Raw genomic sequence first — 24,977 nt, 5'->3', positions numbered from 1 at the left:
TGTCCTATTCAATAATATCGCCGCGAAGTAAGTATTTACAAAGTGCTGCAGTACTAACAAATCCTAGCATGGCAATCAGTAAGGCCGCTTCGAAGTATAAAGCGGTACCAGCATAAATGCCGTACAGCAGAATCAAAGCAATGGCATTAATGTACATGGTATCCAAGGCTAAGATGCGATCAGAAATAGTTGGGCCTGTCATCAAACGCCATAAGTTTAAAAATAAGGCGATACAGATACAGACAGCCACAATAAAGATAGTGTAAGTTAGCATCCAAAAATCTCCTTAATCGGCATCTCATAGCGCTGTTTGACAGAGTCAATCAAGTCTTGTTCACTTTCCACATGTAAAGCATGGACATACAGCCATTGTTTGTCTTGTGATACTTCTGCACTGACGGTACCCGGCGTTAAAGACACGGTACTGGCGAGAATGGTAATGCCTAAATCCGATTCAATTTTGATAGGAATGGCGACAAAGCCAGGTTTTAACTTTTTCACTGGACCTATGATCCAGAGTGCCACTTCTACATTTGCTACCACTATGTCCTTCATTACCATTAAAACATAACCAATGGCCTTCCAAGGCTTGAGTATTTTGGGGTGCTGGTCATGCATGCTATTGATTAACAAAGGAATGCCGATGGCAAAAAATAAGGCCAAAACAATGTGTCCAGCGCTCATTGAATTATTCAGCAGCAGCCAAACGACAAAGAGTAAAACACTGTGAAATGGCATGGGTAAAAGTTTCATCGGCTTACTCCTGGAATTAAGTCGTAGGCTGAAGCTTGGATATCATGTAATGATGTGGCGGCCTGTAAGGTGTATTCCGTGATTACACCACCAAAGATGACCAGCAAAGGTGCGGCTAGCATCAATAAGACGATGGCTGCAATTTCACTGTTTTTCGCAGGTTCACTTTCAGTTGCTGGGGAACCACTATGACGCCAAAATAAGGTTGTGCCGCCACGAGAAAAGGTTACTAAAGCGGCTAGACTGCCCAATAATATTAATGGCCAAACCCACATGGTTTGTACCGAAGATTGAGTTGCTTGAAGTATCATGATTTTGCCGACAAAGCCGGAAAAAGGCGGCATACCAATCAAACTGAGTGCAGCGATTGCCAAGCCAAAGCCTAACAACTTAGGTGTTGAGAACATGCGAGATTTTACAAAGCGGTCTTCCGCTTGTCCTCGTTGTCGACTGATGATATCAGCTAATAAGAACAAAGCGGCAGAAGCAATAGTGCTGTGTACCATGTAATACAAGGCGGCTGAAGTGGCTTCAATTGAATTGATAGCCGCACAAGCCAATATGCTGCCACTTGATACTATGACTAAGTTGGCACTCAAGGTTCTAACGCTTGGGCTGGCCAACACACCAATGCTGCCGATGGTGATGGTTAACAGAGCTAAGGGCCACAACCACGGAGTGGCAATGTTTTCTAATTCACCTGCGTGCTCGCCGAAGATCACTGTATAAACGCGGAAAATACTGTACGCGCCTACTTTGGTCATAATGGCAAACAAGGCTGCTACGGGGGCGGAGGCAATGGCATAGGTTTTAGGCAGCCAAAAGTGCATTGGCAACATGGCTGCTTTTAAACCAAATACCACGAGTAAAAATAAAGCGCCCGTTTTTGCTAAAGTGGCTGTTTCCCCTTCCAATTGCCCTACTTTGACGGCCATATCCGCCATGTTCAAGGTGCCTAAAGTGCCGTACAAAATACCTAAGCCAAATAGGAACAAACTAGAGCCCACTAGGTTGAGAATAACGTAGTGAACCGTGGCCTGAGTTTTTTGTTTGCCACCGGCGTGAATTAACAGGGCATAAGAAGCAATCAACAGCACTTCGAAGAAGACAAAAAGATTAAATAAATCGCCGGTCAGGAAAGCCCCGTTTATGCCCATTAATTGGAACATAAACAATGGATGGAAATAGGCGCCGCCTTTGTCGCGTCCAGCAATGGCATACAGCATGACTGCAAAGCCTAGAAAGCTGGTGAGCAACACCAACAAGCTAGATACCCTATCCGCCACTAGGACGATACCAAAAGGCGCTTGCCAGCCACCTAATGCGTAAAGACGAGTTCCTTCGCTATCGACGTGATAAAGCAAAAACGCGGCAGAAATCATTAAAAATAGCGTTCCTACCATTGAGGCCACGCGTTGCGATTGCAAATCTCGCGAAATGGGTGGTAACAACATGATCGCGCCAAACAGCAGCGGAATTAAAACAGGGAAAATGCTCAAATGCTGCATTTACTTATTGCCTCCAGATGACTTAGTCGGCGCTTCTGCGGGTGGTTTTGGTAAGGTGCCATCAACGTGGTCATTACCTAAATCGGCACGAGCACGCATGGCGAGAATGACAGCAAAGGCTGTCATAGCAAAACCTATTACGATGGCAGTCAGTACCAAGGCTTGCGGTAATGGATCACTGTATTGTTCTGATTCACCTAATACCGCTGCCGCGTTTAACTTCAAACGGCCACTGGCAAACAGGAAGAGGTTGACCGCATAGGACAGTAAAGTCAGACCGATAACTACTGAGAAACTGCGACCTCGAAGGGCTAAAAAAATACCGCAAGCGGTAAGCAAGCCGACACAGAATGCATATAAACCTTCCATTAATCATGCTCCTTTTGAATAGGACGCTCGCTGGTGGTTAGCTGACCTAGATTGGCGAGAATTAACATGGTGGCTCCGACAACCGTCAAGTAGACACCCAAATCGAAAATCATGGCACTGGCCAACTCAAATTTACCTATCACAGGCAAATAGAAGTAATCAAACCATGAGGACAAGAAAGTATGGCCGAAGATCCAGCTGCCCAGACCACTTAGGGTAGCAATGCCAACGCCGCAACCTATCATGATTTGATAATCCAATTTGATGCGGGTTTTGATCCACTCTACACCATGCGCAATATATTGTTGAATGATAGCAACAGAAGTGATTAAGCCGGCAATGAAACCACCACCAGGCAAGTTATGCCCACGTAAAAATATGTAGGCCGACACCAGTAAGGCTAATGGCAATAAACTTTGTGAGATCACGGACAAAAGAATAGGATGACGGTCGGTTGACCACGCCATGCCATTATCGTCTGAGGATGGCATGAATAACTTCATTCGCGCAATAAGCTTGTAAATGCCTAGTGCGGCAATGCCCAATACCGTAATTTCACCTAAGGTATCAAAACCACGGAAGTCCACCAAAATCACGTTGACCACGTTAGTGCCACCGCCGCCGGTTTTACTATTGGCAGTAAAGAAGGTTGAAATTGTGTCCAATGGGCGGGTCATCAAGGCATAACTGATGGTGCCAACCACACCGCCGATTAAAGAAGCCAAACCTAGGTCACGAACAACACGGCGCGGAGAGGATTCTTTAGGGGTTTTTTGTGGTAAGAAGAACAGGGCCAAAATCAGCAAGATCACAGTGACAACTTCCACCGATAGTTGCGTTAGAGCCAAGTCTGGTGCGGAGAATTGGGCAAAGGCTAAGGAAACAATTAGCCCCACTACAGATAGGGTTAACAAGGCCACTAAACGGCGTCTGTGCCAAATTACCGTCGCCAGTGCTGAAATAGTGAGCAGAACGGCGCAGGTAATAGATAAGGCGTCAACAGGGATTTCTGGGCGTTGTCCTGCCGTTGCGTTCAGTTTCATCAGGGAAGAAGCTGTCATGACCACTGCTAATGCTAGGGTAAAGAAAATGTAGCGTTGCAAAGAGCCATTCTCGGTAAATGTGATGATGCTCTTTGCTTTGTTGGTCAGGTATTGAACCACACTTTCAAATACCAGTTTTGGATCACTGGCAGGGAATTGTGCTTGGAACTTAAACAAATGAGTGCGGTTGTAGTACATATACAAACCGCCGATTAAGGCCACCACACTCATGAGCAATGGGAAGTTGAAACCGTGCCAAATTGCCAAACTGTATTCTGGTGGAGGCGTATTTAGGGCTGCGCTTGCAGCAGCATATAACAAATCTCCTACCACTAGGCTTGGGAAGATACCGACTAGCAAACACAAGGCAACCAGCACTTCCACTGGAACGCGCATATAGCGTGGTGGCTCATGCGGGGTTTTGGGGAGGTTAATGGGCTCCCCATTAAAGAATACATCATGGATAAAGCGGGTTGAGTAGGCAACAGCAAACACGCCTCCCAAGGTAGCTAAGATAGGAATGAACCAAGATAATGAGCCCAATGAGGCTTGGTGTAGAGTCTCAGTAAAGAACATTTCTTTTGATAAGAAACCATTGAGTAAAGGCACTCCAGCCATAGAAGCCGATGCCACCATAGCAAGGGTTGCTGTGTAGGGCATGTATTTCCAAAGACCATTTAGTTGCCGCATATCACGGGAGCCGGATTCGTGATCTATAATGCCTGCTGCCATAAATAAGGAAGCTTTAAAGGTCGCATGGTTAATGATATGAAATATGGCCGCCACGGCTGCCAAATCCGTTCCCATACCCAATAATAGAGTGATGAGGCCCAAATGGCTGATGGTAGAGTTGGCTAATAGGCCTTTGAGGTCGTGCTGGAAAATAGCGATGTAAGCCCCTACGAGGAAGGTGGCTAAACCAGTCAAACTAACTATCATGAACCATAGATTGGTATCTGCTAGGGCTGGATAGAATCTAGCCATTAAGAAAATGCCTGCTTTTACCATAGTGGCAGAGTGTAAGTAAGCACTGACTGGTGTGGGAGCCGCCATGGCATTGGGCAACCAAAAATGAAACGGGAATTGCGCGGATTTACTGAACGCGCCCAGCAAAATAAGTACCACTATGATTGGGTAGTTGGCGCTGGCTTTAATGAAATCGCCGCTGTCTAAAATGTCTTGTAGGTTAAAGCTGTCAACCGTATTGCCTAAGATAAGCAGGCCTGCCAATAAGGCAAGGCCGCCAGCCCCTGTTACGGTGAGCGCCATACGGGCGCCTTTACGGGCTTCGGTTTTATGTCCCCAGAAGCTGATTAATAAGAAGGAACTGATACTGGTTAATTCCCAGAAAAACCATATTTGAATCAGATTGTTAGATAACACTACACCCAGCATGGCAAACATGAATAAAATCAGGTAAGCGTAAAATTTACCGATGGAATCTTGTGCCGATAAATAATATCGAGCGTACAAAATGATCAGTAAACCTATGCCAAGAATTAAAATGGCAAACAACAAAGCCAAGCCATCCAAACGGAAGGATAAATTCAGTCCAATGGTCGGAATCCAAGGTAATATGGCCTGAAAACGTTCGCCTTGGAAAATGTCTCCAGCATAGGCCAACACGAGCAAAAGAGTGAGTGCGGGTAGTGCTGCCGTAAGAAAGGCGCAAGCCGTTCGGCTTAAGCGGGCACTAAGAAGAGGAACCAGAGTCCCTAATAAAGGGAGAAATGGCAGCCAGATCAGTGAACTCAAGGGAATAACTCCTTCCTAGTTAATGGTAATAAAACAGAGTTAAAACAGAGTGCTAGCATGTTGTTTCCTAAAATATAGGCAATAAATGCACTTTGTCATAGTACTATGTTTGGTTCATCCTTGCCCGATAAACCACTACCTAAAACGATATCCGACAAAATTATCACAGATTGCGTTTGAGAATAAGTAAATTTGAGACGAGAATCGACGGAAAAAGTTCCGTCGATCGTTACAAGAAGTGATAGATTGTTTTTATGAATCAAAATCTTATTGAAAAAATTTCCATACTATACTGTGCTCAGAACCTAGGCTCCACACTAAGACCACTATGGCCAATAATGCTTCAAGTACTAAGACGCCAATACCTAATGTGGTACTGGAAAGGATAAAGCCTTGTTTGTTACTAATGCCTAAAAAGCTAGGTGTGCCACGATACAGCAGGTAGCCTGTGTAGATAACAGCCAAAACGCAGGTCAGTAAACACAGCCAGATAATTGGGTAAATGGCAACGATACCGCTTAGGAAGAGTGGTGTCGCTATGTAACCTGCAAAGACAATACATTCTTGTCGTGGCGGGCGATTAGCATGGTTGCGTGCCATCCAGTGAATGACACTGCCGACCATGGCCACGGCAACCAGAATTAAAGCATAGAATAAGACGCCCAGCCCTAAACCAGTCATCAGTGATACCTTAATGGACTCTCCACCAATCGACCAGCCAAATTGTGTAGTGCCGATAAAAGCACTCACTACTGGAATAGCTGCCATCCACAGCACATGATGGTAGTACATGTGACTAACGGTTTCGTGCTCTTCGTTGATGGCACGCCATTCTTTATCTGGATGATGAATAAGACCCCAAACATGATTGATCATGGATTCCCCCTCGTTGCTATCTAACTAACGCTTAAATATTTGGAAAATGCCTGATACAGCCACGCCCTCATCTCATGTGGCTTACCATCAGTATAGTTGCATACGCAGCAAACAACGGAAGGATTAATAAAATTTTGTTATAAAGAAATAGGTTTTAAGATCTTATGGCGTTATAGGGGCTGATGATGCTTTGTTTTTGATTTGCTCAAAGAAGGACGCTGTATTTTGTAAGGTGCTATCTTCACAATTAAGGTCCCAATAGAGATTGGGAATATCGATTGGGGTTAAGGTTAGTTTGCTTTACTACTAGGTAGTGTTTATAGTCAATTTGTTGATTTTTATTTTATGTTGGCCAGCTATTTGGTGGCTTGATTCTGTAATTGGTGCAATCTTTTTGTGAGAGCTTTTTTGAGCAAATTTTTATCGTAAGGTTTCATGTTTTTCCATTGCTGACACTCTTGTCGAGTGCGTGCGCAACCAATACACCAACCTTTTGGACCAGAAAACACGCAGACATCAATACAAGGACTTTTTTGAGATTTCATTTTTTGCTTCCTTAACTTTCAGTATCTGCCTCAAGTTCTTGTAAAACTAGCTCTATACTTGGTGCCAGTTTTCTTAATTGATTCAACTCATCATAAAGGCGCTGTTCTAGATTTTTAAAGTTGAGTGGCATTGTCTTTTGCAGAATATGATAATCTTTAGCGATAATTTGATAGCCTTTCCAAGCTTTGATTGTATCTTCTTCTCGATCTAAAAGTCGCTGTATAAATTCCGTTCTGGATGGGCAATCTTCTTCTGCGTGTAGGCAAATGGGAAAAGACTTTTGCTTTATTTGAGATGCTTCAATATAGGTTTCGAAGTGAATTCCACCTTGATTATGATTATGCCAACTGGTCTTATAAAGTTGTAAGTAAGGTCCACGGTTATAAATTTCCCAATCCTCCTCAAACCATTTTGATTGTTTGAGCTTTTTTTCAAGATTACGGAAAATATTCTTAATGTCTTTCATGCCGCCTAACTCTTCAATGATATTTGTACCTTTCTTAAGCCAAACAGCTTGGTAAGGATTGCTGGATGTAGTTTACATCCAGATCCTTATTAATGAATACCATGCGATTAACTAGGCTTTCATCATTCCAAAGTTTGCTAGCTAAAAACTGTATAAACTTTCCGAGATACAATTTTTTGACTTATAACTTGTCTACCGTTCGTGGGAACACTGACTGAAAACCTTCAGCATATTCGGTGTTGCGTCCACCAGCCTGACCACCAGAGTTACGTCGAAAATGATTGCCCCGATTTTCGGCAACATTGGTATAGAAATGCCAGAGGTGTTCTTGTCCTTGCATACACTCAATGGCGGCTTGTTTTTTGTGCCAAACTTGGGTGATGTCTAAAAAAGTATCGGGTTTCCATCCCATTTGTTCTGTTTGGTGAGGTTCAAATAAATACAACTGAGGAGCACCAAGTACTTTTTCGCCAGGATTATGTCCCCAAGCTTGCGCTATCATACGTGCTTCTAGGACAAATCGAGTGGTATTCATGTGGTCAGTATTGTATGGATCCCACAGGGAATGGCTCATCATGAAATCCGGCTGTACAGATCGAATCACATCGACAAGACGATTGCGCGCTTCATTGTTCAGATCTAACGGATAATCTCCTAAGTCAAAAAATTGTATGTCATGGACATCTAGTGCTTCCGCTGCTGCCTGCGCTTCCTTGCGCCGAACTTGTTTCACTTGTTCCAACGTCATGTCGTCTTGTTTCCATAACTTAGCGCTTTCACCTCGTTCACCATAGGATAAGCAAACTACAGTCACTTCATAGCCCATATCGGCATGTAGGGCGATAGCTCCACCTGCACGCCAAACAAAGTCAGCAGCGTGGGCACTTATGATAAGAGCAGATGGCTTTTTCATATTGTTTTCCTTGTATTTAACTTGTGATGGAAGGGTGGTTAGGCCCCCAAGCTGGGAAAGGGTCTTTTAATTTCAGCCAGTAATCTTTGCCAAGAGAGGTTTCGTATTCATTTAATAGGCACGCGTCTAGGGCTCTGATCATGGCACTTTTGTTTAAATTCTGCCCGATAAACACCAACTCTTGACGCATATCTCCAAAAGGCTCTTGCCATAGTTTTTCTATGTTCGCTAAATAGTCTTTGTCGGTAGGCCAGTTTTCTTTGGGGATAGCTCGCCAAAATACGCCAGCAAACCCATAATGTGCCATGCTTCCAGCTTGGCTCCATTGACCAGCGAATGTTGGTCTTGAGGCGAGCCAAAAATAGCCTTTTGAGCGAATCAATTTGCCAAATGTATTTATGTCGTCAATGAAACGATGAAACTTTTCTGGATGAAAGGGACGTCGCGCTCGGTAACTAAAGCTACTGATCCCATATTCTTCGGTTTCTGGAATGTGTTCCCCTCGCATTTCTTTTAACCAGCCAGGGGCTTGTTGCGCGCGTTCAAAATTAAACAGTCCAGTATTAAGAACGTGGTCTACATCGATATTGCCATTTGCAATTGGAATGATGTGAGCATGCGTGTTAAGTGTTTTTAGAATGGCAGTTAAGTTGTCGATTGCTTTAACATCGACAAGGTCTGTTTTACTGATGAGAATCACATCAGCAAATTCCACTTGATCCACCAACAGATCGGAAATACTTCTGTCATCGTCTTCACCAAGAGATTGGTCAGTGTCTTTTAAATATTTGGCTTGGTTATAATCGACTAGAAAATTAACCGCATCCACTACTGTGACCATAGTATCGAGATTGGCGACATCAGATAAAGAGACATGGTTTTCATCGGTAAAAGTAAAGGTTTCCGCTACTGGTAACGGCTCAGAAATACCGGTTGATTCAATGACGAGATAATCAAACTTTCCGGCTTGAGCCAGTTTGCCTACTTCTTCTAGAAGGTCTTCTCGTAACGTGCAACAAATACAGCCGTTACTCATCTCAACCAGCTTTTCTTCGTTGTGATTAAAAGACACTTCGTTCTGTACAATTTCGGAATCAATATTGATTTCACTCATGTCATTGACGATTACTGCTACTTTACGACCTTGGCGGTTGTTAAGAATGTGGCTCAAGACGGTGGTTTTACCGGCACCAAGAAATCCTGACAGTACCGTAACTGGAAGTTTGTTCATGGCAGGCGCTCACTAAAATAAACAACGTTAATGTTATAACATAACATTAACGTTGTTTATTATGCAATACGCCTTGTTTTGTTGAGCTATGTTGCTGGATAGGCTCATCGCCACATTAACACTGAGAAAGAGGCTTGCTTTAAAGCCGTATTGAAGTGCAGAGAATCTGAGTAACGTCGTTCATTTCGATTAAACATAATTTTGTTGTAACAATTTTCACATTACGTACGACTAACACTTAAGTACCCAACAGATTATCCAAGGGAAAAAGAGTGCTAGACGCGTTGCATACCTTATTAATTCAGTCTTCCTCATCGCTGGGTGTGATGTTTATTGGCATCGTTCTGATGTCCTATTTATTGGAGGATTTGGCTATTGTCAGTGCCGCTGTCATGGCAGTACAAGGTGATATGCCTGTGTCGTTGGCTTTGTTGGCAATATTTCTTGGTATTGCGACAGGTGATTTAGGGCTTTATGCCTTGGGTCGTGGCGCAAAACGATGGCGCTGGATCAGATGGCGTCTTTATAAAATGCCCTACTTTCAAATGGTCAAAAGACGTTTTCAACATCAGCAAAGGCTTAATCTTTTTGTGATTCGTTTTATTCCCGGTTTTAGAACCTTAGGGTTCACATTGGCAGGTTTTATTGCCCTTCCTATCTGGCAATTTTTGGCGGTGGTCTTGTTGGCCACCTCGCTTTGGACAGGTTTGGTATTCGGTGTGATTTACTGGTTTGGTCGCCAAGCTTGGTTAGACATAGCGGCCTATCAATGGTGGTTTATTGTTGGGTCATTGGTTGTTTTGTTGGCGGTGAATCGATTAATAAAGTTGAGTTTTTTGAGAGGGCTTCAGTGGAAAAATTAGCAGGCATTGAGTTGATTCCAGCACATCGAGTCAATGGGGGGATGCCCTTGTTAGAGGCTGATGATAAAGGTGCTATATCGCCTTTTGAATTTATGCCCACTTGGTTTTTTTATACACCAGTCGTAGTGCAAAGTTTGTTTCAAGCCTTGTATTACAGGGATTTGCGTTTGCCGTTAATTGCCAATCCTAGCATTAAACTTAGTGGCATGGTGGGTGAGTCGAAGCACGACATTATGAGTCTCGCTGGAGAAACGGCTCGGCCTTGGATCGCCCCTTATTGCACTGTTGAGAAAACTTCTGATGCCATTAGGACACAAGTAGAAGACACACTGAAAAAGCTCACTGAACTTAAGCTCAATTGGCCAATAGTCGCTAAACCGGATCTAGGGTGTCGTGGTGTTGGTGTGAAATTATTGAAATCAGAACAACAACTTGTGGATTATTTTATGGCTTTTCCACAAGAGGCTCGATTTGTGTTGCAGCAAAAAGCGCCTTATAAGGCGGAAGCAGGTGTGTTTTATGTGCGTCAACCTGATGCAGAGCGTGGCGAAATTTTCTCCATTACTCTGAAATACGCTCCGTCTGTAGTAGGCGATGGGCGACTCACTTTAGAAGAACTGATTCGACAGGACCCGAGAGCGGGTCAGCTTGCTCATCTCTACTTGCCACGTCATCAAGCCTTATTGAATTGGGTGCCTGCGCAAGGTGAGGAATTCCAACTGGCGTTTGCCGGCAGTCACAGTCGTGGTTCCATTTTTCGAGATGGTAATCAATACATCACCGAATCACTCACGCGCAAATTAGATCATATTCTGAAGGACGTAAAAGGTTACTACTACGGCCGTTTGGACATCAAATTCGATAACTTGCATGACTTTATGCAGGGAGAAAAATTCACCATTTTGGAACTCAATGGAGCCAGTAGCGAAGCGGCTCATATTTGGGACAGAAATGCTTCCTTGATCAGCATATTTAGTGTGCTGCTCAAGCAGTATCGCCTTTTGTTTGCTATTGGTGCCAAACAAAAAAAGCAGGGATACCAGCCACCTTCATTGAAGGAATTGCTTAGTGCGTGGCGTGAAGAAAAGCGTTTAACAGAACAATATCCAGCAACGGATTAAGTGATGGGTTCGTTCTTTGACAAAGACACAAGGAGAGATAAATTTATGCTATCCAAATGGAATAAAAGTACCGCTGAAAAGGTTCTGATGGGGCGTGAATTAGCTGTTGTTCAAGGTGCGATTGATACCTTAGAGCAAGGCAGAAACTTTTTATCGGATTTAACGGATGAAATGTATCAAGGCACAGCAAAACCCTATGTGGATAGCAGTATTGGTGAACATTTTCGTCATTTGTTGGATATGTATCAGGTGCTGCTGGTTATGGGGACAGGAGGGCTTGATAAAAACCTTATTGACTATAACCAAAGGCGGCGTGGTCACCTAGTGGAGAGCTGTCGTTATCAGGCGATTTTAGAGACAGAACAATTAATTGATAGGTTGGAAAAGCTTGAATTAAACGATATCAAGCAGTCAGTTCAGGTGTTATCGGAAGTGTCTGTTTGTGGTTGCCAATCCGCTGCGATGTCCTCGACATTAGAGCGCGAACTGACTTTCGTATCTTTGCATGCCAATCATCATTTTGCCATGACTAAGGTGGTGGTCAATCTGTTGGGTGGTCAGACCCAATATGATTTCGGTTACGCAGCGGCCACTTTGTCTTACATGAGGAAGGCTTAATTATGTGTTCTGTGAGTTGGTCAATTTCGCCGACAGGCTATGAGATTTATTTTAATCGCGATGAGCAAATAACGCGCGCTCAAGCCTTGCCTCCAAGGGTGACTGAGTTGGCAGGAGTGAAAGTGATGATGCCAATTGATCCCGTAGGACAAGGCAGTTGGATTAGCACTAATGATGCAGGGTTAAGTTTATGTTTATTAAATAATTATCAAGGCAAGATGCCGCCACCTCCATTGACCAGTCGTGGTCTGCTGCTCAGTCGTTTGGCCAAACATATTGATACGGCGGAAGTTGAAAAAGCCCTTATCAAGGTTGAGCTGCAAGAGTTTGCGCCTTTTATTTTATTGGCTTTTGACCTTGATCTAGGTAAACAAGAAAACCCAGTGCGAGCCTTTCATTGGAATGGTGAGAACTTGTGGATTGATGGCATGCACTCTCCCGTTTTTTCCTCTGCTGTTGAGTTAGCCGACGTCAGTGAATATCGACACCAAGCTTATCAAGATATGGTGGCGGACAATATGGATCAAGCGCTGCACTTGGCATTTCATTGTCATCACCATAAAGAGCAACTTTATAAATCGGTTTGTATGCATCGTGACGATGCGCAAACCGTTAGTTTTACGCATGTCTCTGTGACATCTACCGAGCAGCACATGAGTTATGTGGCTGGCTCACCTTGTCGTTATTTGACGCCAAGCAGTCTAGCGAATAATCGTCTTACCTTATCCAAACAAACCGCTATGTCGGTGGCTTCCTAAGGAGTATGTAATGAAACAATTTATCGTCATTGTCAGTCTTTTTGTCAGCCAATTGGTGTGGGCAGAAGATCCCATTTCAACGGGTTTCTTTAGTAATAAAGCCCTCAGTGGTTACGACACGGTTGCATATTTTACCGAGCAAGAAGCGGTTGAAGGCAGTAGCAAATTCAAAACCGAGTACAAGGGAGCCGATTGGTATTTTGCTTTGCAACAGCATTTGGACATGTTTTTAGCTGAACCTGAAAAATACGCACCACAATATGGTGGCTATTGTGCTTGGGCTGTCTCTGCAAACAAGGGATTTGCTTCATCGGATCCAAAACAATGGGCGATTGTCGATGGCAAGTTATATCTCAACTATAACAAATCGGTAAAACAAAAATGGGATGATGATCGTAGTTTGCACATCACTCAAGCGGACCAAAACTGGCCAGAAATGATGCCAAAGTAAGTCAAGAAAAGAGAGAAGAAGATGATAGATAGCCCATTTCGTTTGCCCAGAGTCACACCATTTGGTCTTGCTGAAAAATGTGTAGAATGGCTGACTGGGTTGAGTAAGTTGGATGCCTTGTACCAGCAACGAACCCCCACTCAGTCCAGTTTTGAGTTTATGAATTACACCCTCAAAGCATTGGAAATAGACTATCAACTGGCTTCGGGTTCTTTGCAGAACATTCCCCAAAAAGGCCCGGTTGTGATCGTTGCTAACCATCCGTTGGGGGCCATTGAAGGTGTAATATTGGCAGATTTGTTGGCCAGTGTACGTCAAGATGTAAAAGTACTGGCAAATGAAATGCTCAAACGCTTACCTGAAATTCGTGACCTCTTTATCGGTGTGAATGTGTTTGGTGGCAGTAAAGCTGCGAAAACCAACAGTATGGCAATTCGCGAGGCCAATCAACATTTGGCTGATGGTGGCGTGTTGGTTATCTTTCCTGCTGGAGAAGTATCCACTTATCCTAAAGGCAGTAGGGTATTGGCAGACGCCGAATGGCGTCATTCGGTTGCTAAGTTTATCAATCGCAGCCAAGCCGCTGTGGTGCCTATCTTTATTGATGGACAAAACAGCCCTATGTTTTATCGCGCTGGGCGAATTCATCCCTTATTGAGAACCGCGATGTTGGCCAAAGAATTGCTCAATAAGCGTGCCTCAAAAATTCGTTTATCAATTGGTCAAGCGATTGATTACTCTGAGCTCAAAGGCTTCAATGAAGAGAAGGATTTGGTGCATTATTTGCGCCTTAACACCTATTTATTGTCCTCTGATAAAGGGCAAGCAAATTTGCCTGAGGTGATAGCGCCTGTAGCGACTGAAAATTTGTTAAATGACATCGCAACTTTGCCAGTAGAGGCCCTGCTATTGGAGCAAGGGGATTTTGCTGTGTATTGTGCTGGACGCGAGCAACTGCCCAATATAATGCAGGAAATAGGACGCATTAGAGAGCTAAGTTTTCGTGCGGTAGGTGAAGGCAGTGGTTTAGCCTGTGATCTGGACGAATACGATTATTACTACCAACAATTGTTTGTGTGGCATAACGCGGATAAAAAAATTGTTGGGGCCTATCGCCTTGGATTTGTTGATCAGTTACTTGAGCAGAAAGGTCTGCAAGCTTTGTATTCACGCAGTTTGTTTCAATATGACCAAAGCTTTTTGGCCAGTATGGGCATGAGTATTGAGGTGGGGCGTTCGGTGGTGGCCGAGGCCTATCAAAAGAACTTGAATTCTCTGCTGATGTTATGGAAAGGCATTGCCACAATAGTATCGCGTAATCCGCAATACACCCACTTATTCGGACCAGTCAGTATCAGTAAAGATTACAGCAACTGCGCACGACAGCTTATGATGCAAACCTTGTCTTTGCATCATTATGATCAGCAAAGAGCCAAGCTAGTTAAAGCAACTACGCCTTTGGCTAAGGATACAGCGGAGTTTTGGCAGCCGAATCTTTTGTCAGCGTTAACCAGTGTAGAACTCTTGTCCAAAATATTGGCGCGCATGGAGCAAGGGAAAGGCTTGCCTGTATTGCTCAGACAATACCTTAAAATGAATGGCAAATTGATCTGTTTCAATCTGGATCATGATTTTAATGATGCATTAGACGGCCTGATTATGGTCGACTTAACCAAAGTGCCACTAAAAATATTAACAAAATACATGGACAGAACCCAGGCTGAGAGTTATCTCAACCATCAGACTCTGAACACAGATGATTAACAGCAGGGTCACAAGGAATATTGTGTTGTTCCTTGTGACAGTGTCGATTTGCAACTAAGCAGATCAATGAGTTGTCTTAAACTGGTACAGCCATTTCCAGATCGGCGAGTAAAGCTTTCGTGACATGGTAACGCGTAATGATGCCAATAATACGTCCTTCTTGTACAACAGGGTACATTTTGGGTTTGGGTTCAGACATCATTTTAGCAATTTCGATAATATGATCATTCGGACTGACACTGAGCACATTGGTCTTCATGACGGAATTAACGTCCTTCGGCTCTTCACTGTAATACGCACTTTGCATTAGCGCAGGCAAAATATCTTGTTCTGATACAAAACCAATCAAATGGCCTTGTCTATCTGCCACCGGAGCACCGGCTAAATGACGTTTGGTTAGCCCTTTTACGCAATCTACTATGCTGGTATCAGGGTAAACGTAATAAGCGTCATGGGACATAATGTCTCTTACGAAGAGTGTGCCTGTTTTCATACTTATTTTCTCCCAGTCAATGCTTACTGTTAGTGTAGAGGGAGATGAACAGAATTGCCTATCATTTCGATGAATTTGTTGGTTTAACAGAGGGTTCGCATCTTTCCCTTAGAGATTACTCAAGTCCACTGAAAAACTTCGGCGTTATGCCGGTAAAATCTTTGAATGCAGTACGAAAAGCGGACACAGATTTGAAACCCACCTTGGAGGCAACCTGTGTAACAGGAACGCCAGCCTGCAATAATTTTTGCGCTTGGTTTAAACGTAGTTGAACAAAAAAACTGGCTGGGGATTGACCAAATGCATGAATAAAATGCCTATGAAAACTTCGGCTACTCATGGCCATAAAGTGTGCCATGTCTTCCACCTTTATTGGATGATGCAAATGTTCTTGCAGCCATTCAACCAAAGGAGCGAACCTATCATCATGGTGGGTTTGAGCGAGTAAGATGTCACTAAATTGTGATTGGTGTCCAGCGCGTTGAGCATAAACCAATAAGTGTTTTGCGACTTGTGATTTGATTGATCGTCCTAAGTCTTGTTCGACCATAGCAAGGGCCATATCTATACCCGTTGTTACACCTGCGGATGTCCAAAGGTTTCCATCCACCGTATACAAAGCGTCTTGATTCACCCTTGCCAAAGGATAACTGTTTTTTAATAACTTTTGTGACGCCCAATGTGTGCTGGTTTGTTTATGATCGAGAAGGCCTGCCGCACCCAATATAAAAGCACCCGTACAAACCGAGCCATAACGACCACATGTCTGACTGGAGTACTCAAGATATTGTTTGATGGCAGGGTCGGCCATGGCCTCTTGTATGGCCGAGCTTGGAGCGCCCATGACTAAAACGGTGTCTTCGATGCTTAACTCTGTTTGGTCAAATGCTAAGGTATCAATATAAACATTGGTATTTTGTCGAATGAGTCCGCCTGTGGATGAAACGCAATGAAGCGAGTAGACAGTATCTTTAATGAGTTCGTTTGCTACAGCAAAAACACCTGATGGCCCGGAATAATCGAGCAATGCAGAGTTAGGGTAGAGAACAAAGTAAATACGTCTAGTAAAGTGCATTGGCAGAATATCGTTCTTTATTGTCATTTACGCCATAGTATTTATTTCTTAGCCTTTAGTCATTATGAATTTCCCTTCAATATTAAAAGGCGTTATCCCCAAATGTATTATCGAAAACTAGGTAGAACCAATCTTAAAGTCAGTCCGATTACCTTAGGTACTATGACGTTTGGTGTGACTGCGACAGAAAAAGAGAGTCATCGCATTCTCGATATGGCGCTCGATATGGGAATTAATCTTATCGACACCTCTAATGATTATGGCAATCCGAATTGGGGGGCGAGTGAAACCATTATTGGGAACTGGCTGGCGAAAAATCCAACCAAGCGAGATCGTATTATATTAGCGACAAAGGTATATCAAGAAAAACCTGCTCCACATTTACCCAATGAAGAAGCGGGTTTGTCGGCTTATAAAATACATAAACAAATCGAGGAGTCTTTGTCTCGCCTGCAAACGGATCGAATTGACCTGTATCAGGTGCATCATTTGGATCGAACCATTTGTGGGGAAGAGCTTTGGGGAAGCTTTCATCGTCTGATGAATCAGGGCAAGGTGATTTACGCTGGTGCAAGTAACTACAATGGCTGGGGATTGGCAAAACACCAAATGCAAGCGGCTCAATTAGGCCATTTGGGTTTTGTTTCTGAACAAACCATGTATAGCTTAATTTGTCGTTATTCTGAATTGGATTTAATGCCATGTGCAGAGGATTTTGGCATAGGGATACTGGCTTACATGCCATTAGCTGGAGGTTTACTTGCCGGTAGCGAGCGTAGTCGACAAGATTCGCGTGCGAGAGCGGTAATGGATTGGTATGGCTTAGATGAAGCCATATATGAGCCAAAATTACGTGACTATGATGCTCTTTGCAAAGCCTTGAATATGTCTGGTAACGCTTTAGCCATCGCTTGGATTTTAGCTAACCCTGCGGTCGCCAGCGCGATTGTTGGTATCAGAACTGTGGCACAATTTAACGGTTTGCAAGCAGCGCTTGAAGCGAATTTGAGCCATGATACTTTAGCTCAATTAGACACATTATTTCCTATTCAAGCTGGCAAGCAACTAAGAAATCAGCCAGCTCCAGAAGCTTATGCTTGGTAAGAGGTGTCATTATTGAGAAAACAGAAATGATGATTTAACCATCCGATTATTAATTTCTTAACCTAATTTATTTATAGTGAGTGGTATCAACTCGTCGAACGAGATTTGTGATTCAAACACATCAAATGGAGACAACATGAAACTACTTGCTTTTGCAGCTACCAATAGCCAAAAATCCATTAACAAGCAGCTTGTTCAGTATGCATCGTCATTGGTCGAGGCAACGGAAGTTGAAATTCTAGACATCAATGATTACGAAATGCCGATATACAGTCCAGAGCGCAATGAAGAAGGCATGCCTGAATTGGCCACCCAATTTTTCAACAAGATTGGCAGTGCAGATGGCGTGATCATTTCCTTTGCAGAATACAATGGCTCATACACAGCAGCGTACAAAAACTTGTTCGACTGGATGTCTCGCATCGATATGAAAGTATATCAAAACAAGCCAATGGTATTGCTGGCCTCTTCTCCAGGTTCAATGGGCGGTTCCAGCGTATTGGCATCGGCGCAAGCTTCTGCACCTTACTTTGCCGCGGATGTAAAAGCCGCACTATCCGTGCCTAAATTCTACGAAGTGTTTGATTCCGAAGCGGGTGTAATGAAGGACGCAGACATGGATGCATCCCTAAAAGATGCGTTATCACAGGCGTTTACACTGAAGGCCTAATAGATATAGAGCGTTTAAAATGAAAAAAGCCCTAACGATTGACGTCGTTAGGGCTTTTTTTCGTGCTCAACTCGTCAAGGAATAATGGATGGTGCCTGTTTTTAGTTTCAGATAAAAGTGGATGTTTTGTTGCTATTATCAGTATAAAAAGTCGTTCGAGACATGGTAGTAGAGAACTGTTTAAATTGACTGGCGACCTTTTTACGGTCTATATTTGGTCCTAATTAGAGGTGCTTATGAAATTATCAGATCAAATCAAACCAATTAGTTATTTGAAAGCCAATGCTGCAGAAGTCATACGTAACCTGTCTACTCAGATGGAGCCCATAGTGATCACGCAAAACGGTGAGGCCAAGGCGGTAATGCAGGACATTAAAAGTTATGAGCAAACACAAGAGACGATGGCGTTGCTTAAGATATTGGCACTTGGCCAGCGTCAGGTTGATGAGGGAAATGTTCAGTCTGCGAGAGATGTTGTTGCTAAACTGCGTAGCCGGAACAAGAATGGCTAATGAGTTACCAGATATTTCTTACAGACGATGCTGCTTACGATCTTGAAGATTTATACGACTATATTGAATCTCATAATGCGCCCGAAAAAGCAGAGTATCTTCTCGACAAAATCGAGGAGACATTCTCAAGCCTAGCGGACAATCCAGAGCGCGGAGCCTACCCAAATGAGTTGCTCTCTGTAGGACTGCGAGAGTATCGAGAGCTCTATTGCAAGCCCTACCGTATTATTTATCGAGTCATTGGCAAGCATGTTTATGTGATGGCAATTGTTGATGGCCGACGTGATATGCAATCACTTCTTCAGCGTCGCTTGCTTCAAGCATAAATGGTGATTGGGCGTGCTGGATTGTTGTCAGGCTTCTTAACCAAGTTTACTAAAATACGTAAATATAGATTTTTCTATTTATAAAGTAAGAAAGCATAAATTCAGATAATCCGGCGCTAGGTGTGCGTAGCGCATGGTCATTTTGATGTCAGTGTGGCCTAGTATCTTTTGTAAGGTCAAGATGTTGCCGCCGTTCATGATGAAGTGGCTCGCGAAGGTGTGACGGCTCTTTTAAGAAAATGCGTGGCTGGCTTGGCCTGTTGGCAGTTCTATGCTGGTGCGTTTCAAGGCACGACGAAAGGCCGAGATTGAGAAGGTAAACAGGTTATTTCCTTGGATGCGTTTGCCGTCTTTCAAAAAGTGACCATGTATGTCGTCCCAAATATCAATAAGCTCGGATAACTTACGGTTGTCCTTGGGTTTCTCTAACCAAGGCTTTTCATCGAATTGGGTCTCATGTTGGGAAATGGTGTAACGCATAAAGCGTTCACACTCGCCTTTGGTGGGAAAGGTGCGCTTATATTCACGACTGCCACGACCAGCAACACGGAAACGAACTTCGAAACCTGTAGAGATTTTTTTAATGGCCATATCTAGCTTCTCCTAATTGTTCTAAAGCTAACAGCACACATAAACTCTTCAGGTAATTTGATAATCTTCAAAAATTCTTTGCATAAGTCTCCATTCAGATTCACATATGAGAATGGGATCGTTAATTCACTTTCATTTTCCAAGGTGCTGGCTCCTATATGGTTGATTTCTATATTTAGAAGGAAGGGGGTTCCAGTCTCTATGTATAAGGACTACTTAAATGATCAATCTAGGGATTAAACGGGATTCATAGAGAATGAACGGGATTTAAAACTAGAGAGCCAGTGAATTAGCGGGGTTGAGGTCTGTTTAGACGTTGGCCCCGTTTGCATTTTAGCAGCGTGGAAAAATTACGCTAGTTTGAGCAGTGGTTTTAAAATTGGCATTTTGAGTCTTGTTAGTTGAGCAACGGCAACGGATGCACAACGAATCTTTAAACACCGTTTAAACCTTTAATCAGTCGCCGATGTCTTTTGAGATGTGAACGACTTGGCCGATGACTTCAAACTGATGCTGTTCTTCTCGTTTGATATCCAGCGGCGTATACATTGGATTATCACTAATCAAACGCCAGGCACCTATGATGCTCTGATAGCGTTTAACAAACAATTGTGTCTCATCCCTAAATATGTAGATATGACCATCCTGCGGTATCTTACGACCAACATGCACAACCAAAATATCATTGTTGTTTATAGTTGGCTCCATACTATCCCCCTTTGCCCACACAATTGCCAAGTCCTTCTCAGAAAAACCTCTGAACTTAAGCCATTTACGGTGGAACGCTAAATACCTACTAGATTCTAGGTTGTCAGTGTTTAATGCTCCATGACCTGCTGAAACCTGAATTGTATATCCAGGAATTAGGGCGAACTCTTTGGATAGATCCTCAACACCCTCACCTGACAGGTAATTGGATAGATCCTCAACACCCTCACCTGACAGGTAATTGGATGATCCTGAACATAGCCACTCTAAGCTCTTTTCTCCAACTTCAGCCATTAGCGCCAGTTTATCCAAAGATGGAAAGGTTTTTCCCGCTAGATAATTGCGCACCACAGCTTCGGAGACGCCACATTTCTTCGCAAAAGTGCGAATTGATGTGTTGCCTATTGTCTGTTTTAAGCGATGTGGAAAGCAATTTATTGCTTCATTTGATAGAGTAAATCGCATCTTTTGCTTCATCAGTGCTTTTTTCTTCGTAAGTGTTTGACATAAAAGGAAATCTTTTTAAATATTTAAATGCGCACCAGATAAAATAAAAATGCGCAAGCCTATTGAAATGCGTATTTTTCTGTTCTAGTATATGCAACACAAATGCGCAGCGTTAGTTGTTTGCGCAGATATGTAACACATAAGGGTAGCACGATGAAAGAAATCAATCGAGATTGGCACGTAGCAGATATTAAAGCCGCACTTGAAAAAGCTGGTACGAACTTCGAGCAATTAGCAAAAGAAAACAATTTAGCAGGTTCAACACTGAGAAATGCTTTGCGCTTCAAGTACCCAAAATGTGAGGCAATCATAGCTAAAAAAATAGGTGTATCGCCTAAAGTTATATGGCCTTCCCGTTACGCAGATAAATGCGCATAAGGAGGCTGCTATGTGGGTATCAGCTAAAGAGTGTGCAGGTGTAAACGGATTCCCAACGGACGTGAGCAATGTACGCGCTCGACTTGAATTACTATCAACAGAGGCAACCAAACGCAAACGCGAAGGCACAAAAGCGTTTGAATACCATATCAGCATCTTGCCTGTCGCCGCTCAAGCCGCGTTATACAAACGCGCTGGAAAACTCCAAGTTGGCGATAAGGTTTTAGATATTCCTACGGGAAAAGCCAAGTCGGATCGTTATTGCCGCGAGGCGCTATGGTCACGCTGGAATAATGCAGGCAACAAAGCGCAAGCCAAGGCAAAAGCGAAGCTGTCTTATCTCACGGTTTTGAGCCAGTTGATTAACAGCGGTGTGCCAAAGATGCAGGCTTATGAGTCTGTGTGCGAAGAATTTGGTGTGGCATTCGCCAGCGTGCGTCGTGAGTTTTCTAGCTTAAAGAACTTTGATGAAGCGGACTGGTTGCCCGTCCTGTTGCCAAAGAACAAAGAAGCGGCCACGAGCATTCGTAAAAACCGTTTTGCGTATATCACGCCAGAAGCGTGGGACTTTATTAAGTCTGACTACTTGCGCCAAGAAGAGCCAACGTTCACCACTGCAACATCGAATGGGAGAGCCACAATGTCCATTAACCAACAACAAGAAACTTTCATCAAGGTGCCAGAAGGTATGCGCGTCAATGCTGAAGGCCACTTTGTACCGGAAAACATGATTAGACCAATTGATCAAGCACGGGACTCTTTCGTGAATGAGCTAATAGGAAAAGTGAAAGTGCTTCATGAAGAAATGGCAGATTTCAAAGCTTGCGCCTTTGGAGACATCGCTGCATTTGTTGAAATGTCAGCTGAAGAGTACGGGGTGAAGCTAGGTGGAAAGCAAGGAAATATTACTCTTTATAGCTTTGACGGCAGATACAAGGTGCAAAGATCAGTTAATAAAAAAATGGCGTTTGATGAGCGTTTGCAGGCCGCAAAAGCACTTATAGATGAATATCTATCAGATTTAAGTGAAGGGGCAAAGCCAGAACTAAAGCTATTCGTTAATGATTTTTTCAATGTTGATGGAAATGGAGAAATTCAAACGGATCGTGTTCGGGGCCTTCGTCTATTTGCTATTACCGATGAGCGTTGGATTAAAGCGTTAGCGATCATATCAGATGCGTATATCGCCGTCGGCAGTAAAAGCTATGTGCGTTTTTATGAACGAGTTGGTGATACAGACCAATTCAAACCTATCTCATTAGATATCGCATCTCTTTAAGGAGTGATTTATGGCTGATAACGACATTCAAAATGCGGCGCAAGCTGCACTCAATCAACCCGTAGCGGTGAGCGAATACAGACAGTTCCTAATGCATGTCATTGCCTTAGCCAGTGCGAATCTGAGCGAGCTGGAAACACCTGAATACGTTGGCGCTTATCTTAATGGCATTGGCTACATGATTGAACCACCAAGGAGACAAGCATGAAAAAGAACATATGAAATTAGCCCTAAGTGCTTTCGAAACATTAATGAATGAATGCGAAAGTGAAATTAGTGACATTTCTTCATTCCTAGCAACAGTCTGTATCAAGACGATTCACGGCATCGAAGGCCAGCAATTTAAGGCGGATTTTTTAAATGCCGCCATCGCAGATGAAGAAATGATTAAACCTGTTCGAATGCAAGTGCAATAGGAGAAAAACATGATCAGCAAAGAGCAATGGGAAGAAATCGGAAAGGCGCTTAAAGGTTCTATGGGAGTCGTCAAATTCAAACTAGGTGAGAAAGAGATAGCACTGGAAAACGTTTTATCAAAGAGAACGTACTGGCGATTTGCGTTTTTATCGATGGTGAATTGATGCAATCCATGGGCTGGGCTGGCGACCACTACGATCCTATCGTCGAGCAGCTTTGGAATAAACGCTTTAGGTCTGTTTATTCAACTACTCAAATGAAAAGGATCGAGAAGGATTTTGGAAAGCGTAGAGCCAAAAAGGACTTTGAAGACTTGGATAAGAAAATCGAGTGGTACGAACCCTTCTTTAAAACCTTCGCATCTATACAACGCAAATACAAAAAGATAGATGGCTTGGAATTTGTGAAAACCTCTTTTGCTATTTAAGCGAAACGCGGTTCGCCGCGTCTGCCTAGCGTAGTGGCTAGGCACTGATGAGCAGCTAATCACGGCCAATTATTTTAAGTTTGCTTAGGCCTTGCAGTGGGATGGTCATATCACGGTAGTTTTTGTTGTCTGAGGTGATCGCCACCAAGTCATCAAGCTGTTTATGTTCGCATTAAGACTAAGCTTGTGCTTGCGGTGGCTTGATTAAGGATTCAGCAGGAATACCCAAGCCTTCATGAAGCTTCCAGATCATTTTGAGCGTAAGCGAGCGTTTGTTATTGAGAATTTCATAGACTCGGTTGCTTTTTCCTATCATGGGCTCAAGGTCTTTTACTGTTAAGCCTTTACGTTCCATCTCAAACTTGATGGCTTCAACAGGGTCTGGCAGATCCAATGGAAAATGCTTGGCTTCATATGCTTCGATCAGCGTGACCATGACATCCAGCTTATCACCTTCAGGTGTATCAGGACCTGCCATCATTAAACTTTCAACATCTTTTAATGCCGCTCGGTAGTCGGCATCAGTTTTAATCGGTTTGATGTCCATAATTTTTACCTCTCGTATCTACCTTTGGGGTAATTAAATAGTTTGTGCATCAATTTTATCGTATTGCGCATGAGTACCGATGAAGCGGATGTACACCACACGGTAGGCGTAGTTGATCCAAACGACCAGTCGGTACTTGTTACCTGCTATATTGAAAACCACTCGCCCATCTTTGAGGATGCTGGCATTTCTGAAGTCCTGCTTTACCTCAGCCGGTGCGCTCCAGTCGGCTGCTAAGGCATGCCGATACCAAGCAAGCGTTGGCTCTTTCGCATCCATGTGCTCTGGCTGTTCTTCCCAGAAAGCTTTTAGTGTCGATATGGCGATGATTCTCATAAAGTTAATAATAGTCCCATAATGGGACTATGGCAATGTAGATGTAGGAAGAATTACTATGAATGAATATCAGACACTTATGAAGCAAAGAGAGCTAAGTATTCGTTGATGTGCATAGATGCAATAAAAGTTGCGAGCTAATAAAAAGCCCTAGCGACTGACGTCGTTAGGGCTTATTGCGATTTGGTGGAGATGGGGGGAGTCGAACCCCCGTCCGTCAGTCCTCTGCCATCGGCTCTACATGTTTAGTCACTTCTATTTTTTGACCTATTACCGCCCGAAGGACAGGGTGTAATCGGCGAGCCTGATTAATCTTAGATCCTTATCCCCAGGCAGGGCATCGGATAGCATCTTGTAATTTATGATACTGCGGAATCCCGGGCTACAAGCAACCTGGGGGCAGCACACTAGCAGGTTATTAAGCTGCTAGAGCGTAGTTTTCGTCGTTTGCGACTATTTAAATGATACAAGTGGATTTACGAGATCTCGTATCGCTCTCGACATGCACCTCAGGTTTTGTAACCGGCGTCGAAACCATGTCATCCCCGAAGTTGCGGCCATTCTAACGAATC

General features: G+C 43.4%; 31 protein-coding genes, 2 other RNA genes and 1 pseudogene. 17 read left to right on the top strand and 17 right to left on the bottom strand.

Features of this window, described 5'->3' with window-relative positions; genetic code table 11:
• Window positions 1-4: 4 nt before the first annotated feature.
• The 10 genes from ABXS85_RS10190 to zigA all read right to left on the bottom strand — a co-directional run bounded on the left by ABXS85_RS10190 (window position 5) and on the right by zigA (window position 9,460).
• A complete protein-coding gene (locus ABXS85_RS10190; RefSeq protein ID WP_353666422.1) occupies window positions 5-274 on the bottom strand; it encodes a K+/H+ antiporter subunit F in 270 nt (89 codons plus the stop codon).
• Window positions 268-753: a Na+/H+ antiporter subunit E gene (locus ABXS85_RS10185; protein WP_353666421.1), complete on the bottom strand. Its 486-nt coding sequence runs from the start codon at window positions 751-753 to the stop codon at window positions 268-270. The genes ABXS85_RS10190 and ABXS85_RS10185 overlap by 7 nt, the downstream gene beginning before the upstream one ends.
• The gene (locus ABXS85_RS10180; RefSeq protein WP_353666420.1) at window positions 750-2,261 is read right to left on the bottom strand and encodes a monovalent cation/H+ antiporter subunit D; all 1,512 of its coding nucleotides are present in this window, start codon (window positions 2,259-2,261) and stop codon (window positions 750-752) included. The genes ABXS85_RS10185 and ABXS85_RS10180 overlap by 4 nt, the downstream gene beginning before the upstream one ends.
• Window positions 2,262-2,630: a Na+/H+ antiporter subunit C gene (locus ABXS85_RS10175; RefSeq protein WP_353666419.1), complete on the bottom strand. Its 369-nt coding sequence runs from the start codon at window positions 2,628-2,630 to the stop codon at window positions 2,262-2,264. It abuts the gene before it with no gap.
• Entirely contained in the window at window positions 2,630-5,428 is a 2,799-nt protein-coding gene (locus ABXS85_RS10170; protein ID WP_353666418.1) for a monovalent cation/H+ antiporter subunit A, read from the bottom strand. Before ABXS85_RS10170 ends, ABXS85_RS10175 begins: the two co-directional genes overlap by 1 nt.
• A gap of 267 nt (window positions 5,429-5,695) precedes the next feature.
• Window positions 5,696-6,304 carry a Yip1 family protein gene (locus ABXS85_RS10165; protein ID WP_353666417.1) on the bottom strand — a complete coding sequence of 203 codons (609 nt, stop codon included), beginning with the start codon at window positions 6,302-6,304 and terminating at the stop codon, window positions 5,696-5,698.
• A gap of 356 nt (window positions 6,305-6,660) precedes the next feature.
• Window positions 6,661-6,849, bottom strand: a complete 189-nt coding sequence (locus ABXS85_RS10160) for a DUF1289 domain-containing protein (RefSeq protein WP_353666416.1) — start codon at window positions 6,847-6,849, stop codon at window positions 6,661-6,663.
• Between the two features lie 11 nt (window positions 6,850-6,860).
• Window positions 6,861-7,316 carry a hypothetical protein gene (locus ABXS85_RS10155; RefSeq protein WP_353666415.1) on the bottom strand — a complete coding sequence of 152 codons (456 nt, stop codon included), beginning with the start codon at window positions 7,314-7,316 and terminating at the stop codon, window positions 6,861-6,863.
• 181 nt (window positions 7,317-7,497) lie between these two features.
• Window positions 7,498-8,229 (bottom strand): PIG-L deacetylase family protein, encoded by a 732-nt coding sequence (locus tag ABXS85_RS10150; RefSeq protein WP_353666414.1) that lies wholly within the window; start codon window positions 8,227-8,229, stop codon window positions 7,498-7,500.
• Between the two features lie 16 nt (window positions 8,230-8,245).
• Window positions 8,246-9,460, bottom strand: coding sequence for a zinc metallochaperone GTPase ZigA (gene zigA, locus ABXS85_RS10145; protein ID WP_353666413.1), 1,215 nt, complete (start codon window positions 9,458-9,460; stop codon window positions 8,246-8,248).
• 272 nt (window positions 9,461-9,732) lie between these two features.
• Here zigA and ABXS85_RS10140 point away from each other — a divergent pair, with 272 nt between their 5' ends.
• From ABXS85_RS10140 to ABXS85_RS10115, 6 genes are read left to right on the top strand one after another with little or no spacing between them, the layout of a single operon-like run.
• A complete protein-coding gene (locus tag ABXS85_RS10140; RefSeq protein ID WP_353666412.1) occupies window positions 9,733-10,323 on the top strand; it encodes a VTT domain-containing protein in 591 nt (196 codons plus the stop codon).
• Window positions 10,311-11,444 (top strand): D-alanine--D-alanine ligase, encoded by a 1,134-nt coding sequence (locus ABXS85_RS10135; protein WP_353666411.1) that lies wholly within the window; start codon window positions 10,311-10,313, stop codon window positions 11,442-11,444. The genes ABXS85_RS10140 and ABXS85_RS10135 overlap by 13 nt, the downstream gene beginning before the upstream one ends.
• 45 nt (window positions 11,445-11,489) lie before the next feature.
• Window positions 11,490-12,062 carry a hypothetical protein gene (locus tag ABXS85_RS10130; protein ID WP_353666410.1) on the top strand — a complete coding sequence of 191 codons (573 nt, stop codon included), beginning with the start codon at window positions 11,490-11,492 and terminating at the stop codon, window positions 12,060-12,062.
• Window positions 12,063-12,064: 2 nt separating this feature from the next.
• Window positions 12,065-12,820 (top strand): NRDE family protein, encoded by a 756-nt coding sequence (locus ABXS85_RS10125; protein ID WP_353666409.1) that lies wholly within the window; start codon window positions 12,065-12,067, stop codon window positions 12,818-12,820.
• Window positions 12,821-12,830: 10 nt separating this feature from the next.
• Entirely contained in the window at window positions 12,831-13,271 is a 441-nt protein-coding gene (locus ABXS85_RS10120) for a YHS domain-containing (seleno)protein (protein WP_353666408.1), read from the top strand.
• 21 nt (window positions 13,272-13,292) lie between these two features.
• A complete protein-coding gene (locus tag ABXS85_RS10115) occupies window positions 13,293-15,035 on the top strand; it encodes a GNAT family N-acyltransferase (RefSeq protein WP_353666407.1) in 1,743 nt (580 codons plus the stop codon).
• Between the two features lie 76 nt (window positions 15,036-15,111).
• Here ABXS85_RS10115 and ABXS85_RS10110 read toward each other — a convergent pair whose 3' ends face one another.
• Together ABXS85_RS10110 and ABXS85_RS10105 are read right to left on the bottom strand one after the other, a co-directional pair.
• Complete coding sequence (locus ABXS85_RS10110) at window positions 15,112-15,528, bottom strand: CBS domain-containing protein (RefSeq protein ID WP_353666406.1); 417 nt, start codon at window positions 15,526-15,528, stop codon at window positions 15,112-15,114.
• Between the two features lie 115 nt (window positions 15,529-15,643).
• The gene (locus ABXS85_RS10105; RefSeq protein ID WP_353666405.1) at window positions 15,644-16,630 is read right to left on the bottom strand and encodes a helix-turn-helix domain-containing protein; all 987 of its coding nucleotides are present in this window, start codon (window positions 16,628-16,630) and stop codon (window positions 15,644-15,646) included.
• A 75-nt stretch (window positions 16,631-16,705) separates the two neighbouring features.
• Between ABXS85_RS10105 and ABXS85_RS10100 the strand changes: the two genes are divergently transcribed.
• The 4 genes from ABXS85_RS10100 to ABXS85_RS10085 all read left to right on the top strand — a co-directional run bounded on the left by ABXS85_RS10100 (window position 16,706) and on the right by ABXS85_RS10085 (window position 19,215).
• Window positions 16,706-17,707 carry an aldo/keto reductase gene (locus tag ABXS85_RS10100; protein WP_353666404.1) on the top strand — a complete coding sequence of 334 codons (1,002 nt, stop codon included), beginning with the start codon at window positions 16,706-16,708 and terminating at the stop codon, window positions 17,705-17,707.
• A gap of 136 nt (window positions 17,708-17,843) precedes the next feature.
• The gene (locus tag ABXS85_RS10095; protein ID WP_353666403.1) at window positions 17,844-18,377 is read left to right on the top strand and encodes an NAD(P)H-dependent oxidoreductase; all 534 of its coding nucleotides are present in this window, start codon (window positions 17,844-17,846) and stop codon (window positions 18,375-18,377) included.
• 236 nt (window positions 18,378-18,613) lie between these two features.
• Window positions 18,614-18,889: a type II toxin-antitoxin system Phd/YefM family antitoxin gene (locus tag ABXS85_RS10090; protein ID WP_353666402.1), complete on the top strand. Its 276-nt coding sequence runs from the start codon at window positions 18,614-18,616 to the stop codon at window positions 18,887-18,889.
• A complete protein-coding gene (locus ABXS85_RS10085) occupies window positions 18,889-19,215 on the top strand; it encodes a type II toxin-antitoxin system RelE/ParE family toxin (protein WP_353666401.1) in 327 nt (108 codons plus the stop codon). Before ABXS85_RS10090 ends, ABXS85_RS10085 begins: the two co-directional genes overlap by 1 nt.
• A gap of 78 nt (window positions 19,216-19,293) precedes the next feature.
• On the opposite strand, the pseudogene ABXS85_RS10080 reads toward ABXS85_RS10085, so the two are convergent.
• Together ABXS85_RS10080 and ABXS85_RS10075 are read right to left on the bottom strand one after the other, a co-directional pair.
• Window positions 19,294-19,518 (bottom strand): annotated as a pseudogene (locus ABXS85_RS10080) (tyrosine-type recombinase/integrase); the annotation flags it as partial.
• Between the two features lie 744 nt (window positions 19,519-20,262).
• A complete protein-coding gene (locus ABXS85_RS10075; RefSeq protein ID WP_353666400.1) occupies window positions 20,263-20,991 on the bottom strand; it encodes a LexA family transcriptional regulator in 729 nt (242 codons plus the stop codon).
• Between the two features lie 183 nt (window positions 20,992-21,174).
• On the opposite strand from ABXS85_RS10075, the gene ABXS85_RS10070 reads away from it, so the two are divergent.
• From ABXS85_RS10070 to ABXS85_RS10040, 7 genes are all read left to right on the top strand, one after another.
• Complete coding sequence (locus ABXS85_RS10070) at window positions 21,175-21,399, top strand: helix-turn-helix domain-containing protein (RefSeq protein WP_353666399.1); 225 nt, start codon at window positions 21,175-21,177, stop codon at window positions 21,397-21,399.
• Window positions 21,400-21,409: 10 nt separating this feature from the next.
• Window positions 21,410-22,678, top strand: coding sequence for a DUF3164 family protein (locus ABXS85_RS10065; RefSeq protein ID WP_353666398.1), 1,269 nt, complete (start codon window positions 21,410-21,412; stop codon window positions 22,676-22,678).
• Window positions 22,679-22,688: 10 nt separating this feature from the next.
• Entirely contained in the window at window positions 22,689-22,886 is a 198-nt protein-coding gene (locus tag ABXS85_RS10060) for a hypothetical protein (protein ID WP_353666397.1), read from the top strand.
• A 10-nt stretch (window positions 22,887-22,896) separates the two neighbouring features.
• Entirely contained in the window at window positions 22,897-23,094 is a 198-nt protein-coding gene (locus ABXS85_RS10055) for a hypothetical protein (RefSeq protein WP_353666396.1), read from the top strand.
• A gap of 9 nt (window positions 23,095-23,103) precedes the next feature.
• A complete protein-coding gene (locus ABXS85_RS10050; protein ID WP_353666395.1) occupies window positions 23,104-23,259 on the top strand; it encodes a hypothetical protein in 156 nt (51 codons plus the stop codon).
• Window positions 23,259-23,522 (top strand): hypothetical protein, encoded by a 264-nt coding sequence (locus tag ABXS85_RS10045; RefSeq protein ID WP_353666394.1) that lies wholly within the window; start codon window positions 23,259-23,261, stop codon window positions 23,520-23,522. The genes ABXS85_RS10050 and ABXS85_RS10045 overlap by 1 nt, the downstream gene beginning before the upstream one ends.
• An RNA gene (locus ABXS85_RS10040) (hammerhead ribozyme type II) lies at window positions 23,521-23,583 on the top strand. Before ABXS85_RS10045 ends, ABXS85_RS10040 begins: the two co-directional genes overlap by 2 nt.
• Before the next feature lie 117 nt (window positions 23,584-23,700).
• On the opposite strand, the gene ABXS85_RS10035 is transcribed toward ABXS85_RS10040, so the two are convergent.
• The 3 genes from ABXS85_RS10035 to ssrA all read right to left on the bottom strand — a co-directional run bounded on the left by ABXS85_RS10035 (window position 23,701) and on the right by ssrA (window position 24,952).
• A complete protein-coding gene (locus tag ABXS85_RS10035; protein ID WP_353666393.1) occupies window positions 23,701-24,069 on the bottom strand; it encodes a helix-turn-helix domain-containing protein in 369 nt (122 codons plus the stop codon).
• Window positions 24,070-24,102: 33 nt separating this feature from the next.
• A complete protein-coding gene (locus ABXS85_RS10030; protein WP_353666392.1) occupies window positions 24,103-24,405 on the bottom strand; it encodes a type II toxin-antitoxin system HigB family toxin in 303 nt (100 codons plus the stop codon).
• 184 nt (window positions 24,406-24,589) lie between these two features.
• Window positions 24,590-24,952, bottom strand: a transfer-messenger RNA (tmRNA) gene (gene ssrA, locus ABXS85_RS10025).
• Window positions 24,953-24,977: the final 25 nt, after the last annotated feature.

This window comes from Marinomonas sp. THO17 (genome assembly GCF_040436405.1).
GTDB lineage: Bacteria > Pseudomonadota > Gammaproteobacteria > Pseudomonadales > Marinomonadaceae > Marinomonas.
This window is presented reverse-complemented; position numbering and strand designations above follow the sequence as displayed.